Source organism: Pseudomonas sp. B33.4, assembly GCF_034555375.1.
GTDB lineage: Bacteria > Pseudomonadota > Gammaproteobacteria > Pseudomonadales > Pseudomonadaceae > Aquipseudomonas.
On sequence record NZ_CP140706.1, the window covers coordinates 2,297,545 to 2,314,923 of the forward strand.

General features: G+C 61.5%; 11 protein-coding genes and 1 pseudogene. 7 read left to right on the forward strand and 5 right to left on the reverse strand.

The window, feature by feature from the left end; genetic code table 11:
* The first annotated feature begins 5 nt into the window (after positions 1-5).
* A complete protein-coding gene (ycaC, locus tag U6037_RS10170) occupies positions 6-629 on the forward strand; it encodes an isochorismate family cysteine hydrolase YcaC (protein WP_007913541.1) in 624 nt (207 codons plus the stop codon).
* 319 nt (positions 630-948) lie between these two features.
* Here the strand turns inward: ycaC and U6037_RS10175 are convergent, their stop codons facing one another.
* Both U6037_RS10175 and U6037_RS10180 read right to left on the reverse strand, forming a co-directional pair.
* Positions 949-2,376: a mechanosensitive ion channel family protein gene (locus tag U6037_RS10175; protein ID WP_322846630.1), complete on the reverse strand. Its 1,428-nt coding sequence runs from the start codon at positions 2,374-2,376 to the stop codon at positions 949-951.
* A 108-nt stretch (positions 2,377-2,484) separates the two neighbouring features.
* Positions 2,485-3,504: an alpha/beta hydrolase gene (locus U6037_RS10180; RefSeq protein ID WP_322846631.1), complete on the reverse strand. Its 1,020-nt coding sequence runs from the start codon at positions 3,502-3,504 to the stop codon at positions 2,485-2,487.
* Positions 3,505-3,732: 228 nt separating this feature from the next.
* Between U6037_RS10180 and U6037_RS10185 the strand changes: the two genes are divergently transcribed.
* Complete coding sequence (locus U6037_RS10185; protein WP_322846632.1) at positions 3,733-4,632, forward strand: LysR family transcriptional regulator; 900 nt, start codon at positions 3,733-3,735, stop codon at positions 4,630-4,632.
* A 278-nt stretch (positions 4,633-4,910) separates the two neighbouring features.
* Here U6037_RS10185 and U6037_RS10190 read toward each other — a convergent pair.
* The 3 genes and pseudogenes from U6037_RS10190 to gspG form a co-directional block, all read right to left on the reverse strand.
* A pseudogene (locus U6037_RS10190) lies at positions 4,911-5,315 on the reverse strand (hypothetical protein); the annotation flags it as partial.
* Positions 5,316-5,390: 75 nt separating this feature from the next.
* Complete coding sequence (locus U6037_RS10195) at positions 5,391-6,578, reverse strand: type II secretion system F family protein (protein WP_095124789.1); 1,188 nt, start codon at positions 6,576-6,578, stop codon at positions 5,391-5,393.
* 14 nt (positions 6,579-6,592) lie between these two features.
* The gene (gene gspG, locus U6037_RS10200) at positions 6,593-7,021 is read right to left on the reverse strand and encodes a type II secretion system major pseudopilin GspG (RefSeq protein WP_095124788.1); all 429 of its coding nucleotides are present in this window, start codon (positions 7,019-7,021) and stop codon (positions 6,593-6,595) included.
* 205 nt (positions 7,022-7,226) lie between these two features.
* Here gspG and U6037_RS10205 point away from each other — a divergent pair, with 205 nt between their 5' ends.
* The 5 genes from U6037_RS10205 to U6037_RS10225 all read left to right on the forward strand — a co-directional run bounded on the left by U6037_RS10205 (position 7,227) and on the right by U6037_RS10225 (position 17,377).
* A complete protein-coding gene (locus U6037_RS10205; RefSeq protein WP_102902845.1) occupies positions 7,227-7,835 on the forward strand; it encodes a lytic transglycosylase domain-containing protein in 609 nt (202 codons plus the stop codon).
* Between the two features lie 201 nt (positions 7,836-8,036).
* On the forward strand, positions 8,037-13,871 hold the full coding sequence (gene mnxG / locus U6037_RS10210; protein ID WP_322846634.1) for a manganese-oxidizing multicopper oxidase MnxG: 5,835 nt from the start codon (positions 8,037-8,039) through the stop codon (positions 13,869-13,871).
* Between the two features lie 301 nt (positions 13,872-14,172).
* On the forward strand, positions 14,173-16,095 hold the full coding sequence (locus U6037_RS10215) for a YncE family protein (protein ID WP_322846635.1): 1,923 nt from the start codon (positions 14,173-14,175) through the stop codon (positions 16,093-16,095).
* 14 nt (positions 16,096-16,109) lie between these two features.
* Entirely contained in the window at positions 16,110-16,760 is a 651-nt protein-coding gene (locus U6037_RS10220) for an SCO family protein (protein ID WP_322846636.1), read from the forward strand.
* Positions 16,757-17,377, forward strand: coding sequence for an SCO family protein (locus tag U6037_RS10225; RefSeq protein ID WP_322846637.1), 621 nt, complete (start codon positions 16,757-16,759; stop codon positions 17,375-17,377). Before U6037_RS10220 ends, U6037_RS10225 begins: the two co-directional genes overlap by 4 nt.
* Positions 17,378-17,379 lie beyond the last annotated feature (2 nt).

Sequence of the window (17,379 nt, forward strand, 5' to 3'; positions counted from 1 at the left end):
TTCCCATGAGCGTTCCTTACACACGTCTGAACAAAGATGATGCGGTTGTATTGCTGGTCGATCACCAGACCGGCCTGATCTCGCTGGTCCAGGATTTCACCCCGAACGAATTCAAGAACAACGTGCTGGCGCTGGGCGACATCGCCAAGTTCTTCAAGCTGCCGACCATCCTCACCACCAGTTTTGACGCAGGTCCCAATGGTCCGATCGTGCCTGAACTGCGCGAGCAGTTTCCGGATGCGCCGTTCATTCAGCGTCCAGGCCAGATCAATGCGTGGGACAACGAAGACTTCGTCAAGGCGATCAAGGCGACGGGTCGCAAGCAACTGATCATCGCTGGCGTGGTGACGGACGTTTGCGTGGCGTTCCCGACCTTGTCGGCGATTGCTGAAGGCTACGAAGTGTTTGTGGTGACTGACTCGTCCGGCACCTTCAACACCACCGTGCAACAAGCGGCATGGGCGCGGATGTCGGCGGCGGGTGCCCACCTGCTGAACTGGTTCTCGGTGGCGTGCGAGCTGCAGGGTGACTGGCGCAACGACATGGAAGGCCTGGCGCATTTGCTGTCGGAGCGCCTGCCTAACTACCGCAACCTGATCAACAGCTATACCAAGTTCACTGCCAAGTAATCGGCTGATCCTGAAAAGCCCCTCACCCTAACCCTCTCCCAGAGGGAGAGGGGACTGACCGAGGGGCTCTTTCGAGGTACGCCGACGTGTAATACCGAGCCGAACTTCAGTTTTGAACAGCTTGAAGATCGGCTCCCTTTTCCTCTGAAATCTTGGGGAGAGGGGACTGAACGAGGGGTTCTTTCGAGATACGCCGACGTGCAATACCGAGCCGAACTCAGGTTCTGAATTGCATGCGGTCTGCTCCCTTTCCCCCTCGCCCCCTTCGGGGGAGAGGGCTGGGGTGAGGGGGTAAGCTGTTGATCTTGACTCTTGCGTGTCAACGCTTCTGCAACCAACCGAGAAAGCCACCTTTCCTCACCGCCACCGGCTTGGCCATCAACGCGAGGCGACTGTTCTGCTGACGCACCGCCTGCAACTTGTTCAACGCCCGACCCACCTCCGTGCGCTGCTCCATGCACTCGCGGGTCAGATTCTTGTCGAGACGATAAATGATGCTCGACGTCAACGCCGTGAACGTCGCCTGCGACGGCGTGTCGGCCAGAATGCTCTGTTCACCCATGACCTCGCTCGGTCCCATCCGGCCGACCTCGACCTTGCTGTCGCCGTCCGCCACGGTCGCACTGACGACGCCGGTGGCAATCACAAACAGACTGTCCGGCACTTCGTCCAGATCCAGTACCACTTGGCCCGCCGCATACTGCTGCGCAACCATCGATTCGGCGAGGCGATCACGCTCATCACTGCTCAGCGAGCGGAAGATTTTCACTTCGTCGAGCAATGCGCGGGCGCGGGTCGACGGTTCAATCACGCCATCCGGATGCCGCGAGATTCCCGCCGCTTCGAGATGCCGGTGAGCGAGGTCGAACAGTTGATTGCGCACCTCGCTTTTCTTGCCCAGCTCGGCGATGAAACCGCTCGCCACGTATTCCGACATGGTTTCACCGGCCTCTTTCAACACGGCTTTTGGCGCCGGCGTCAGCAACAGCGAACTGCTGCCCTGCAAGGTGCGATCAAGCGCATCGAGTACTCGACGCGGGCGGATGTGATTCGGCACTTTGATGCTGATCGACACGCCATGCATGTTGTTCGGGCGACTGAGGTTGACGATCTTCGCCTTGGCCGCGACCGAGTTCGGCACTACCGCCATGGTTCCGGCGCTGGTGAGCAGGTGCGTGGCACGCCAGTCGATGTCGAATACCTTGCCTTCGACGCCGTCGATCACCACAAAATCATCCACCTGATACGGCTTGGTGGTGTTGAGCACGATTCCGGAAAACACATCGGCCAAGGTGCTTTGCAGCGCCAGACCGACAACGATCGCCACCACACCGGAAGTCGCCAGCAAGCCTTTCACCGGCAGTTCCAGCACGTAACCAGCCGCGGCGACGGTGGCGACCAGAAAGACCAGGGCGCCGATCACGTCTTGCAGCAACCGACCGCTGTGGCCGATGCGACGCATCAGCGCCAGGCCGATGACTTCGGTCAGCGCGCGAGCGGCGTACAGCCACCAGAGAATCCCCAATGCCGTCGCACCCAACTGCGCCACGCGGTCATCGGTGAATTGTGGTGCTTGCAACGGACTGACGCCGGCGTTGATCACCAGCGCCGTGAACGCCAGAAACAGCACCAGCCGCACAGCGACTTTTGGGGCTCGATGGCTGAAGGGCGAGAAGTGCCAGAGCACGGCGTCGAGCAACAGCAGGGCGGCGCTCCAGGACAGCAGGTGAGTGTAGAAAAGGGTCATGGCCGAAGCTCCGCAGTGTCTGCCGATAAAAAGATCGCAGCCTGCGGCAGCTCCTACAGAAGAACGTATTCCAATGTAGGAGCTGCCGCAGGCTGCGATCTTTTGCTGTTATGGATTCAGATGGGTTTTCAGCTCAGCCGCCGCCTGACGCACTGCCGCTTTCACTTCCGCAATCTGACTCAGCGGATTAAGCAAACCAAAGTCATGAATCATCCCGTTGTAACGCACCGAGGTCACCGCCACACCGGCCGCATCAAGGTGCCGCGCATAGCCTTCACCTTCGTCACGCAGCACGTCGAACTCGGCGGTCTGCACCAATGCGGCAGGCAAGCCCTTGAGCTGTTCGGCGCTGGCATTCAGCGGCGAGGCATGGATCTGCGCACGCTCGGCCGGGTTGGTGGTGTAGTTGTCCCAGAACCACTGCATCATGCCTTTGGTGAGGAAGTGGCCCTCAGCAAATTGCTGGTACGAACCGTCGTCGAACTGCGCGTTGGTCACCGGCCACATCAACAGCTGGAAGCGCAGCGCCGGGGCTTTCTGTTCCTTGGCCATCAACGCGACAACCGCCGCCATGTTGCCACCGACGCTGTTGCCGGCCACCGCCAGGCGCTTGCCGTCGACACCGATGTCCTTGCCATGCTCGGCGACCCATTTTGTCGCGGCGTAAGCCTGGTTGATCGCGGTCGGGTACTGCGCTTCGGGCGACGGCGTGTAATCGACGTACACCGCGACAGCGCCAGAGCCCACCACCAAGTCACGAATCAAGCGCTGGTGGGTCGGGAAATCGCCGAGTACCCAGCCGCCACCGTGGAAGAACATGAACACCGGCAACTCGCCTTTGATCTTGGCCGGACGCACCACTTTCAGGTTGATCGTCTGGCCGTCGACCTTGATCACCTTGTCGCTGACTTCAACACCGGACAAGTCCACCTTCACCGAAGCCTGCGCGCCGGTCAGCACTGCACGGGCGTCTTTCGGGCTCAGTTGCTCCAGAGGTTTGCCACCGCCGGCGGCGAGGGCGTTGAGGAAGGCCTGGGTGTTGTGTTCGACACCGCTGCTTTCAGCGGCGACAGCGTTGCCGATGGAGAGTGCGAGGAGGGAGGCGGTCAGCGTCTTTTTAATGTTCATGTTCAATTCCATTTTCAAATGTGTGATGTAGGAGCTGCCGCAGGCTGCGATCTTTTGATCCTGCTTTGGCCTTTTTCCAGCCTCTGCGCAGATCAGGATCAAAAGATCGCAGCCTGCGGCAGCTCCTACCGGTAGGGGGTTGTTTTCAAACCGTGAGCACAGATTAATGAGCTGCTTGAAAGTGAAAAAGCGGCTATAAAGCGTTTAACTGTCCACCAGAGAGTGACAATGAACCCGTTCGAAGACATGCGTATTTTTTGCCAGGTCATGGAGTCCGGCAGCTTCACGTCGGCGGCTGATCAGTTGGGGCTGTCCAAGCAGTTCGTCAGTCGGCGCTTGATGCAGTTGGAAGAGCGCCTCGGCGTGCGATTGTTGAACCGTTCGACGCGGCGCCTGGACGTCACGCCGTTGGGACAGAGCTATTACGAATCGGCGTTGCGTCTACTCGGTGAAGTGGAACAGGTGGAGCAGGGCATTGCCGGGCAGACCGCCGAGCCACGCGGGACAATTCGCCTGAGCGCGCCGCTGTCGTTTGCCGTGGCGCATCTGGGGTGTCTGCTGCCGCTGTTTTTGCAGCGTTATCGCGAGGTGACGGTGGAAGTGGATTTGAGTGATCGGCCGGTGGATCTGCTCGGCGAAGGCTACGATCTGGCGCTGCGCATTGGTGTGCTCGAAGACTCGACGCTGATTGCCCGACGCATTGCGTCGATCGAACGGGTGTATTGCGCCAGCCCGGCGTACCTCGCCGAGCGCGGCACGCCGCTTAAGCCTGAAGACCTGCACAGCCATGACTGTCTGCCTTATGGTCATGGGCGTTCGGTGCAATGGCGCTTCAATGCCGGGCAGGGCAAGCCGTTATTGGTCAATGTCACCGGGCGCATGCGCGTTAACAACGGCGAGTTGCTCAGGGATGCGGCGGTGCAGGGGATGGGCATTACCTATTTGCCGACGTTCATTGTCGGCGCGGCGCTGAAGGATGGCCGGCTGGTGCCGGTGCTGGATGATTTGCGCCCGGAGCCGCTGACGTTGTCGGCGGTGTACCCGCAGCATCGTCAGGCTTCAAGGCCGGTGCAGGCGCTGGTTGAGTTTTTGCGTGAACGCCTGAACGAGAACAACGTCGCCCTCTGAGCCTTACGCAGATCAAAACTGTAGGAGTGAGCCTGCTCGCGATAGCGTTATGTCTGTCACAGCTTCAGTGGCTGAATAACCGCTATCGCGAGCAGGCTCACTCCTACAATTGATGGTGGTCGTCTGCGGAATCTTTGCACGCCACAAAAACCTGTGGGAGCTGGCTTGCCAGCGATTGCGTCGGGTCAGGCAACACAACTTTGCCTGACTGGGCCTCATCGCTGGCAAGCCAGCTCCCACAGGAATTGCGGTGTGTCTAAAGGTCAGTTCGCGCGCTTGTCATCGCCGGGCTCGCCGCCGACATGCACACCGCGGTCATCCCCAGGTTCAGCATGGGTGCCGTTGCGGCCGGAGGAGGCGGTGTTGCCTGAGTGGCCGGTGCCGTGGTCGCTGCCGCTGTGGCCACTGTTGCTGCCACCGCCACCGCCACCGCCACTGCCACTGCCGCTGTTGCCTCCGCCGCCGTGACTGCCTCCGCCGCCGCTTCCGCTGCCACCACCACTACCGCCGCCTCCACCACCATTGCCGCCGTGGCCACCTCCGCCACCTCCGCCGCCACCACCGCTTCCCCCATCCTTGGCATAAGCACTGGACACCCCGGACAAACCATCCGGAACCAACACCGTAGAAGCCGACAGAACTGCGCCGATGGCCATTGCGAGCACGAGCTTTTTAATGTGCATATCGTTTTCCGTCTTTGTGGTTTTGTTGGGAACGTAAAAGTGCGTTGTTGCAGGGACCGGACGCGTTCCCGGGGGTCAGTGAATACTCGAAGCCAGTTCGAAAATCGGGATGTACATCAGGATCACGATGACCCCGATCAGCAGGCCGATAAACGTCATCAACAGCGGTTCGAACAACTTCACGAACCACTCCAGCCAGCGGCTGATTTCCTCGTCGTAGAAGTCGGCGCTGCGTTCCATCATTTGCCCGAGGTTGCCGGACTGTTCACCGGCCCGGAGCAGTCGTAGCGACACCGGCGTCACCAGGTGATTGAGCTCCAGCGCGGTAGACAGCGACTGTCCCTCGCGCACCCGTTCGCAAGCCTGATCCAGCCGCACCCGTGAGGCCACGGTGAGCAAGCCGCGCACCATGCTCATGGCGGTCACCAGCGGAATCCCGCCTTGCAGCAGAATCCCCAGCGAGCGATAAAAGCGCGCCAGCTCATACATGAAAATCCGCTGATGCACGGCCGGCAGTCTCTCCACCAGCCGATCCAGCCCACGGCGAAACGCCGGTTGCTTTTGCAACACGGCGAGGGCGATGACAATCGCCGCCAACCCAGCGAAGAATTCAGCCTGATGCGCATGCAAAAACATGCCACTGCTCATCAACACCTGCGACAGCCACGGCAGGTTATCGCCCAAGCCTTCAAACACCAGACTGAAACGCGGCACCACATAACCCATCAAGAACAGCACCACGCCACCGCCGACCACCAGCAACAGCATCGGGTAGATCGACGCGCTGATGATCTTCTGCCGCACCTCGTCCATGCGCTGGCGATAGCTGACGTAGCGCCCCAGCGCATCGCCGACCGCGCCGGTCTTTTCGCTGGACTGCACCAGCGCCACGTACAGCGGCGGGAACACCGCCGACAACTGGCCCAGCGCCTGCGAAAAAGACTTGCCCTCGTAGAGCAGGCGCACCAGCTCACTCAAGGTTTTGCGGGCGGCGGGGGCGGTTTCTTTTTCGGCGAGGCTTTCCAGCGCATCGATCAACGGTAGGCCGGCATTGAGCAAAGTGGTCAGTTCCTGGCTGAACAACACCAGATTGAACGTCTCGCGCTGGCGCAGTTTCAGCGAGCGCCAATGCTTGTCGGCGTGCGAACTGAGCACACGCAGACCCTGATCCTCGGCAATGCGCCGCGCCTCGCTGTCACCCGGCGCCTCCACACTCAAGGACACCACCCCAGCCTTGCCGACCGCTTTCACATGAAATCGCATGGGCCGCGCTCCGCTCACTGCCAGTTGGTCACTTCGGCGTTTTCGCCTTCGCCGCCGGGCTGTCCGTCCTTGCCCATCGACAGCAAGTCGTACTCGCTGTTTTCGCCGGGATAGCGGTAAGCGTAATTACGCCCCCACGGATCCTGCGGCAGTTTTTTCTGCAAGTACGGGCCGGTCCATTTCGCCTCGTCACTCGGCGCGATGACCAAGGCTTGCAAGCCCTGTTCGGTGGACGGGTAGTGGCCGACTTCCAGCCGATAGATATCCAGCGCTTTGCTCAGACCTTCGATCTGCGCCTTGGCCACTTTCACTTCGGAGCGACCGAGTTGGGCGAAGTATTTCGGCGCGACGATCCCGGCCAACAGGCCGAGCACCACCAGCACCACGAGCAATTCGAGCAGGGTAAAACCGCGTTGGCTACGCGGACGAAATTGCAGCTTCATGATGACCTCCCGTGAGTGGCAGCCGTGTCGCCAGAACGGCTTATGCAATTGCCATGCTCAGCCCCACTGAAAATCACTGGATTGGCTGAAACCCTTGTAATCAGGGCATCTCCAGAGTCGGCACAGTGCTTGCGTATGGCTCAAACGTGATCGGCCATTGGGGCATTTCCCCCAATTTATCGGGGTCGATCCGGGGAGGCCCGACATGAAATTTCTCGCCAGCGGATTGCTCGGATGTGTGCTGCTCAGCGGCGCCGCGCAGGCCGATGTGTTCATTTCGGTGGACGCCAAGGGCAGCTATGTACTGTCCAACGTTCACCGGCCCGGACGCACTTACGAACGGGTGATCCATGAGGCTGAAATGCCTGTGGCCAGCCTCGATCAGCAGCCGCAAATGATCGCCAACCAGCCCTACGCGGAACTGGTTTCGGCGGCGGCCAAGGTCAATCAATTACCCGAGGCGCTGCTGCATGCAGTGATCAACGCCGAGTCTCGCTACAACCCCGGTGCCACTTCACCCAAAGGTGCGGGCGGGCTCATGCAGTTGATGCCCGACACCGCACGGGAGCTGGGCGTCACTGACGTCTACGACCCCAAGGCCAACATCCAGGGCGGGGCCAAATACCTCAAGCGCCTGATGACCCTGTTCGACAACGACATTGCCCTCGCCGTGGCGGCCTACAACGCCGGGCCAGACGCGGTGCTCAGCCGTGGCCGGGTGATTCCGCCGTTCGCCGAAACCCAGCGTTATGTACCGAATGTGTTGCGTCAGTACCGGCGTTTGCAGGGCCTGGCGATGGACGCGCCGTTGTGACCCCCAACCCGGTTTTCCCCACTTTCGGGGTAAACCGTGGAGGCCCGAAAAGTGGGGAAAACGGGTGGGGAATATCCCCCGGATTCTCAAGTGGCCGCAGTAACTGATTGAACGCTAATGCAATTTTTTGTGGCACGCGGATTGCTCCGAGGCATTTGTCGAGAAGTGTTCCCAAGAGCACCCACTACGAGGTTACTGATCATGGCTGGCTTTCCTCACGCTCCGTCCCTGATTAACTGGCTGCTGATTCTGGCCTCGATGCTCAGCGTCGAGCTGGCCGGCGCGGCCGTACGTTGCGAGCGCAACCTGGTGGCCAACGTCGTAGCCTTCGATCAGCCACTGATGTTCAACCGCCTCGGCGCGCAGAACATCAACGGCATGATGTTCGCCCTGCGCCGCGATGTGGTCGATGAACATGAGCAGTCACTGGCTTACGGCGGCGCCGCAGTGCCAGGCAAAGTCTCGTTGCGCCCGGACAAGCGTCCACGGCCGCTGGTGCTGCGCGTGGCTGCCGGCGATTGCCTGACGATCAATCTGCAGAACCTGCTCGACTATCAGGCCAACCCGAACAAGCACTTTGAAAACGAGGGCGAAGAAGAGGGCGCGGAAAACGCCAACGGCACCGAAGACTTCAAAGTCGATGAGCAGGTGGCGGATCGTCACGTCGGTTTCCAGGTCAATGGCCTGCAAGCGGTGAACAGCATCGATGACATTTCTTCGTTCACCGGGCGTAACGCCAACACCCTTGTGCCTCCCGGCGCGAGCCGTTCCTACACCTTGTTCGCCGAACGTGAAGGCGCGTTTGCCGTGAGCAGCCGTGGCGCAACGTTTGGCGGCGAGGGCGCGGCCGGCAACGTTGCCAACGGACTGTTCGGTCAGGTCGTCGTACTGCCCAAGGGCGGTCGCACCTATCGCAACACCCTTACCGAAGAAGAAATGCGCCTGGCCACCACGGGCCGCGCACCCACCGGCCAACCGATCGTTGATTACCAGGCGCGCTACCCACAGCGCGAACCGTGGTTGCGCGAAGGCAAGGCTGGCACGCCGATCATCGGCATGGTCGATGGCAATGAAATCATTTCCAGCGAAAGCGACGCGATTGTCATGGGCAGCAACGCCGATGGCAGCTTCCCGTCCAGCACCTATCCGCTGGAAGCGGTCGGCAAGCGCAACCCGGCAATCCCCAACCGTCTCGAGGCGTTCCGCGATTTTGCCTCGCAATTCCAGGACGAAACTGCCGCTACCCAAGCCTTCCCGGCGTATTGGGCCGACCCAGTGATGGCCCATGTGCTGGAGCCGACCCGCGACTCGTTCATGATCAACTACGGCTCCGGCGGTATGGGCGCTGAAGTGGTCGCCAACCGCTTGGGCGTGGGGCCGATGCACGACTGCCTGTCGTGCGCCTATGAAGAATTCTTCCTCAGCTCGCACACCGTCGGCGACGTGGCGATACTGGTGGATGTGCCAGCCAACACCGGGCTTGAGAACATCGCCCCGGGCCAGACACCGCGCGCCGATCAGATCGGCGTGAAAGCCACCATGGCCCTGTATCCGTCGGAGCCGTCGAACGTCAACCACAGCTACATCGGTGACTTCGTCAAGTTCCGCAACACCCACAACGGTCACGAGCAACACATCTTCCACTTGCACGGCCATCAGTGGCTGTTCAACCCCAACGATGACAACTCCGATTACGTCGACGCCCAAGGCATCGGTCCGGGCGCTGGTTACACCTATGAAATCGCCAACGGTGGTTCGGGCAACCGCAACCGCGTGGCCGGCGATGCGATCTATCACTGCCATTTCTACCCGCACTTTGCCCAAGGCATGTGGGCCATGTGGCGGGTGCACGATGTCTTTGAAGAAGGCACCCGACTCGACGTTTCGCAGCAGGGCGCCGACGGCTATCACAGCGAACCGTTCGCCCTGCGCAGTGGCAAACCGGCGGCCGGCGCACGGGCCTTGCCGGATGGCGAAATCGTTGCCGGCACGCCGATTCCGGCCATCGTGCCGCTGCCCGGCAAAGCCATGGCGCCGATGCCGGGCAAAGTCGTGGTGGTGCCGAAAATCGGCGAAACCCTGGTCGCCGGCAATGATGACGACGAGGATGAAGAAGAGGGCGATGACGACGGCGAACATCACGGCGGCAACGCTGGTGGTCAAGCCATCGGTTCGCTGGCGCTGGTCGATCGCAGCGAAGCCAACCGCAATGCCGACGGCAGCCTGAAAAACCCTGGCTATCCGTTCTGGATCGGCGGCATGGAAAGTTCGGTCGGCCAACGGCCACCAACTCCGCCGCTGGACATGCTCGACGCCGCCACCGCGCAATCTTTGAAGGCCAGCGGCAAAGCGCTGTGGGCCAACCTTGATCCGGCGCAGTCCGGTGGTTGGGATGGTGGTTTGCAACGGCACGCACTCGATGGCGTCGCGGCCGGTGGCGAAGCGCACACCGTGACCACTTCGCTGGATTTCTCCAAAGAAGTCACCCGCGCCAAACCGATTTACCTGCCGGAAGAAGGCACCGAAGTCGAACAGGCTGCGATGGCCTTCCACGCGAAAAAAGACCATCCAAGCTATGCCTTGCTGCCCGGCAATCAAGTGGTGGCCAAGGCGTTCCGTACCAACGGCGCCTTGCCAATGGCCGGTGCGCCGTACTACGAGCCGTGCATGGACGATCGGCAAAAACGTCTGACCGCCAGCGCCGGTAGCGGTGAATTCGCCAGCGGTGAACGCATCGACGGCATGTCCTTTGTCGGCGCCTCGACCTTCACTGCCGACCGCCCACGTATCTACAAAGCCGCGAACATCCAGTTCGACGCGGTGTACAACAAGGTCGGTTATCACTTCCCGCAAGCGCGCATTCTGGCGCTGTGGGAAGACGCCTGGCCGGTGATCACCAAGCAGCGTCCACCAGAGCCGCTGGTGATGCGCATGAACACCTTCGATTGCGTGCAATACCAGCAAACCAACCTGGTGCCGGCCACCTACGAGATGGACGACTATCAGGTGCGCACGCCGACCGATGTGATCGGCCAGCACATTCACCTGCCGAAGTGGGACCTGACCGCTGCCGATGGATCATCCAACGGCTGGAACTATGAGGACGGCGTGCTCTCGCCCGGCGCCGTGCAGGAGCGCATTCATGCGATCCGCGAGTTCAACCAGTGCGCCGGCACCGATCCACGTGACGGCACTCAGGCCTGCCCGAAAGCCAAGAACCATCCGTTCTTCGGCCAATACGGGCGCGCCGATTGGGTCGGTGCGCGCACGGCGATGCAGCGCTGGTTCGTCGATCCGGTGGTCAACGCCAAAGGCGTCGATCGCGGCCTCGGCACCATCTTCACCCACGACCACTTAGGCCCATCGACGCACCAACAGATCGGTTTGTACGCGACTGTGCTCGCCGAGCCGGCCGGTTCCACCTGGTTCCACGCCGAAACCGGCGAGCCGTTGTACAGCGGCGCGCGTCAGGATGGCGGCCCGACCTCGTGGCAAGCGGTGATCAACACTGGCGACCTCGATGGCGATGGCAAGAACGACAGCTTCCGCGAGTTCTTCCTCGAATACAGCGACTTCCAGCACGCCTATGAAGCTGGCGTCTATGTCGGTGCCGGTCCTAACGGTGTGCCGAATGCGCAGGCGTTCCCGGCCACTGCCGACAGCTTCCGCTACGCAATCAATCCGCCCGTGCGTAACAACGCCAGCAACCTGCTTGAGGGCGTGCTGGAAGTGCAGGGCGGTCAGGTGCCGGGCTGCCCAAGCCGGCCATGTCCGCAGGCGATTTCGGTGGATGATCCGGGCATGTTTGTCGTCAACTATCGCAACGAGCCGCTGGCCCTGCGCGTGTACGACCCGAACAAGGTCGGCCCGGACGGCAAGCGTGGCATGCAGGCCGACGGCCTCGGCGGTGATCTGTCGTTCGCCATGCAAAGCCGTACCGACCGCGCGATCCCGGCGATGAATCTGGCGCCGAATCTGCTCACCTCTGCGACCGGACCCACCGGCGGCACCACGCTGTTCCCGCCGCACATCAACAAGGGCGGCGCCGAACCCGGTGACCCGTTCACGCCGATGCTGCGCACCTATACCGGCGACAACGTGCGGCTGCGGGTGCATGCCGGCGGCCATGAAGAAGAGCACAACGTCACCCTGCACGGCGTGAAATGGCTGCAGAGCGGTTCCGGTTTCGGCAACAGCTCCAACTCCGGCTGGCGCGCGTCGCAGATGATCGGCATCTCCGAGCAGATGGGCTTCATTGCGCCGGTGTCGATGCTGTCCAGTTCGGCGGCGACCACGGGCGACTATCTGTACTCGATGGACGCTTCGATCGAAGGCTACTGGAGCGGTATCTGGGGCGTGATGCGCAACTACACCGCCAAACGCGCCGACCTGTTCGCTATCCCTAATAATCCAAGCCCGGCGGGCATGCGCAACACCGTGGCGTTCGAGGGCAGTTGCCCGCGCTATGGCGCCAACCCTAACGGCATTGGCACCCGGCCAACCGTGCAGCGCAACTATGAAGTGGTCGCGGCGCTGGCCAACGACATTCTCGGCAATACGCTGGGCCTGACCATCGGCGATCCCGAAGGGCTTGGCCAGCATGTCGGCGGGCCGCTCAATCCAGCGGGCGGCACCCTGGTGCTGAACTCGCGCACGGTGAGCATTCCACAAGTCACCGTGACTGATCCGGAGGATGGCGAAACCATCACCATCGGCGGGCAGAGCGGGCCGTTGCATGATCCGACCGCGATCCTCTATGTGCGTAAATCCGATCTCGATCCGGTGAGTGGCAAGCTGAAACCCGGCATCCCGGTTGAACCGCTGGTATTGCGTGCGGCGGCGGGGGATTGCATCAACATCACTCTGGAAAACCGTCTGCCGAGCGTGATGCCTGACCTGACCCAGACGGCGGTGATGCAAGGCATGGTCAAGCGTGATCGCAACAGCGGTCTGGGCTCGACCACCTTCAGCAACAACCTGATGCGGCCGTCCAGCCACGTCGGCCTGCACGCGCAATTGCTGGCTTACGACATCACCAAATCCGACGGTGCCAACGTCGGCGCCAACCCGATCCAGACCGTGCCACCGCGCGTTGGCAACAGCGGCGCGTACCCGACCCGTACCTATCAGTACTACGCCGGGCACTTGGAGCGTGAAGGCAAACCGGTGACGCAACTGGGCCGCAGCGTAGACAACATAAATGCCACGGCGGTCGAGTTCGGCGGTTTGAATTTCACCCCGGCGGACGTGATCAAGCAACCGCAAAAAGGCCTTGGCGGGGCGATGAGCATCCTGCCGATCGGCGCGACCTGGGTTGATGATGCGCGCAAGGTCAACGCCACGGTTACGGCGCCAGGGCAGACCAGCTACCGCGACTTTGCGATGGTCTGGCACAAGGCGCTGAACACCCGTTGGGCCAATGGCCGTCCGGTGGAAGGGATTGCTGCTGAGGGCTTCGGTGTGCCGACCGATCCGCAGGACAACTCGAGCATGGCGATCAACTACAAGACCGAACCGCTGTGGTATCGCTTCGGCCTCGCCCCGGATGCACCGTTCGGGCATGCCGATGGCGCGGGTTATGGCGACATGACCAATGCGCACATGGCCTACAGCAATGCACTGGTCGGCGGTGATCCGCAGACACCGGTGCTGTATGCCAAACCGGGGCAACCGTTCCGCACGCATATTTTGATGCCGAGCGGTGGCAGTCGTGGCACCACGTTCCAGCTCGACGGGCACGTCTGGTCGGTGAACCCGTTCCAGGCCGAGAAGAGCGATGTCGGTGGTTATCCGATGGGTTCGCCGGGCGTCGGCTCGGTGCGCTTCGGCTACAACCCGATGTCGATGTACATCGGCGCCCACGAAAGCATCCTGCCGGCCGCGCACTTCAGCTTCATGATTCCGAGTGCTGGCGGCAGTAATGCGATCCCGGGGGACTACCTGTTCCGCGACTACGCCGCCTACGGCAACACCTCCGGGTTATGGGGACTACTGCGCGTGACCAACGAACCGGAACCGGCGCCGCCAAGCCAGTAGGTACAACGGTAATGCCCCGGCGGATGCAAATCCCTGTGGGAGCGAGCCTGCTCGCGAAGAGGGCGGCACATGCAACAGGTGTGTTGGCTGACAGACCGCTTTCGCGAGCAAGCTCGCTCCCACAGGGGGCAGTGGTTGGTAGTGAGGAAGTGGATGTACGCAAATCCCTTGTGGGAGCGAGCTTGCTCGCGAATGGGGGCAACTCGGTTTGTGAGGGTGAGGCTGAAGACGCCTTCGCGAGCAGGCTCGCTCCCACATGGGGGGCGGTGTTTTGCCAGATGAAGAGTTAGGGGAGTTCGAGATGAACAGGATCATCAACATCATCGGGATTTGCACGCTGGCCATGGCCGGGGCGTTGTTGACGCTGAGTGAAATTGCGTTGGCGCAGACCGGCGGGGGGCAGACGCTGAACCGTGATGGTGTGGCGGTGGATTTCGATCTCAAGCCACTGGCCGCCGACGGCAAACTGCGTGAAGGCGAGTTCGCCGATGTGCAGTTCCGCATCCGCGACAGCGCTTCCGGCCAGCCATTGTCCGGCGTGGCGCCGGGGGCCTGGGTCGATCCGCAAACCCTCGCTGCCGACCAAGCTCAAGGCCGCGACCAGAGCTGCAAAGCCCGGGTCGGGGTGTTCCTCAAATCCAACATAGGCGCGCGGCCGTTGCTCGACCTCAACAGCTATTTCCTGCTGGTGATGAACCGCGACGCGAGCATCGCCGTGGTCGATCCATCGGTATCAGTAGGCGGCATCACCAGCACCCTCGCACGGATCCAACTCAAGCAACCGCCGATGGACTGGGTCACGCCCAAAGACAACAAACGCGTCTTCGTTTCCATGCCGACAGCCGGTGAAGTCGCGGTGATCGACAGCGAACAATTCAAAGTCATCGACTCGATCAGCGCCGGCAGCCAACCGTTTCGCGTCACGCTGCAACCGGACGAACGCCTGCTCTGGGTCGGCAACAACGCCAGCAAAGCCGAAGACTCCGGCGTGACAGTGATCGACAGCCAAAGCCTCAAATCCCTCAAACATTTACAGACCGGTCGCGGCCACCACGAAATCACCTTCAGCAAAGACAGCCGCTTCGCCTTCGTCAGCAACCGCGACGACGGCACTTTAAGCGTGATCGACATCGCCAGCCTGAGCATCGTCGAGCAGATCAAAACCGGCGCCCACCCGTTGTCTGTCGCCTATTCAGCGCTGTCCGGCGCGGTGTATGTGGCCGACGGCAAGGACGGCACCGTCACTGTGATCGACGCCAGCACCCACGCCATTCGCCGGGTAATCAAACTGCAACAAGGCCTCGGCCCGATGGGCTTCAGCGCCGACGGCCGCTTCGGTGTGGTGCTCAACACCGTGGAAAACCGCGCCAGCATCATTGATGCCGCGACCAATAGCGCCATCCATGATCTGGACGTCAGCGCCGAACCCTACCAAGTGGTGTTCACCCAGGCCTACGCCTACATCCGCGGACTCGCTTCGCCGAAAGTCACCATGATCAACCTGTCGTCCCTCGGCGAAGGCCGTCAGCCGATCAGCCAGGGTTTCGAAGCCGGCCCGCAAGCGCCGCGCCTGGCCGGGGATCTGCCGCTGGCCTCAAGCTTGGCGGTTTCGCGCGACGACAACGCGGTGTTCGTGGTCAACCCGGTCGACAACACCACCTACTTCTACGCCGAAGGCATGAACGCGCCGATGTCCGGTTACCCCAACCGTGGCCAGATCGCCCGCGCCGCCATGGTCATCGATCGCAGCCTGCGCGAAGTCTCGCCGGGACTTTACAGCGCGCGGGTGAAACTGCCGGCAGCGGGGCGTTTTGACGTGGCATTCCTGCTCAATCAACCGAACATCATTCATTGCTTCAGCGCGCAGATTGATAGCGACGGCAAACCGCAAAAACACCTCGGCCAGCCGAAGGTCGAGTTCCTTCTCGACAAGACTGCCGTGGCACTCAACGACCCTTACGTCGTGCGTTTCCGCATCGTGCAAGGCAAAGACAAAAGCCAACGCAGCGGGGTGAAAGACGTGCAACTGCGTTATTACCTCGCACCGACCTCACACCCGCGTGAAGTGGCAGCGCTGGAGGTCGCCGACGGCGTGTACGAAGCGCCGATCACCCTCGACCGCAGCGGTGCCTGGTACCTGCATGTGCGCGCGGCTTCGCTGGGTGCCGGTTTCGATGACAAGACCTTTGCCAGTGTTCGGGTAGCCCCCGGCCAGGCCCGTTGAAGAGGAGTTTCGACATGAACCGATTTGCATCCAGTGGCCTGCTGACCTTGTGCCTGTTGAGCCTTGGCATTCAACAAGCCCAGGCCCATTCGGCGGACGAACACGCGGGACACAAAGCCCCGGCCAGCAGCACCCAGGAACATGCCCAGGTGAAGTTCGCCAACGTGCCGCTGCTCGACCAGAACGGCAAGACGGTTCGTCTGGAGCCGGATCTGGTACAGGGCAAGATTGTCGTCATGAGCTTCATCTACACCAGTTGCACCACGGTGTGCCCAGTAGTCTCGTCGATCATGGGCAAGGTGCAGAAACAGCTCGGTGCCCGGGTCGGCGATGAAGTGCAACTGGTGTCGATCAGCATCGACCCGCAGCGTGACGACCCGAAACGCCTGCAGGATTACGCCCGAACCTTTCAGCGCGGACCGGGCTGGAGCTGGCTGACCGGCTCGCCACAGTCGATCAATGAAACCCTCAAGGGCCTCGGCAGTTTCAGCGGCGACCTGAAGAGTCATCAACCGCTGATCCTCGTCGGCGACGGCAACAACCGGCACTGGATGCGCTACTACGGCTTCACCGACCCGGCGCTGCTGGCCAAGGAAGTGGAAAAACTCAGCGGCCTGCGCACCCACGCCAAACACACCGCCATCGCCATGGAGCAACAGCCATGAGACTCCTCGACTGGATCTCCCTGACCGTGTGTTTCTGGATCTTCAGCACCCTCGCGTTCGCCCACGAAGGTCACGTTCAAGAGCCGCCGGCCACTGTTGCCGCCGCGCCAGCAAAAGGCACCCACGACGCAAAAACCTGGTTCACCGACACGCCGTTGCAGGATCAGAACGGCGAGACTTTGCGCTTCTACAGCGACGCGCTGCAAAACCGCATCGTTCTGCTCAACGTGATCTTCACCAGTTGCAACGATGCCTGCCCGCTGATCACCCAAAAGCTCAAGGAAGTCCGCGAGCTGTTGGGTGACAAGGCACAGGACATCACCTTTATTTCCCTTACCAGTGACCCGTTGCGCGACACGCCAGCGGTGCTCAAGGCTTACACCTTGAAGCAGGGTTCCGATGACCCTCATTGGCTTTTTCTTACTGGCGACAAGGCGCAGATGGACCTGGTGTTGAGTCGCATCGGCCAGATCGTGCCGACGCCCGAGCAGCACTCGACGCAGTTGATCGTCGGCGATGTCGCCAATAAGCGCTGGAGCAAAATCCGCCCCGACGCCCCGGCCGCCGCCATTGCCCAGCGCTTGCAGCTGCTGACAATGCCTGTGGCTGGGCGCTGAGT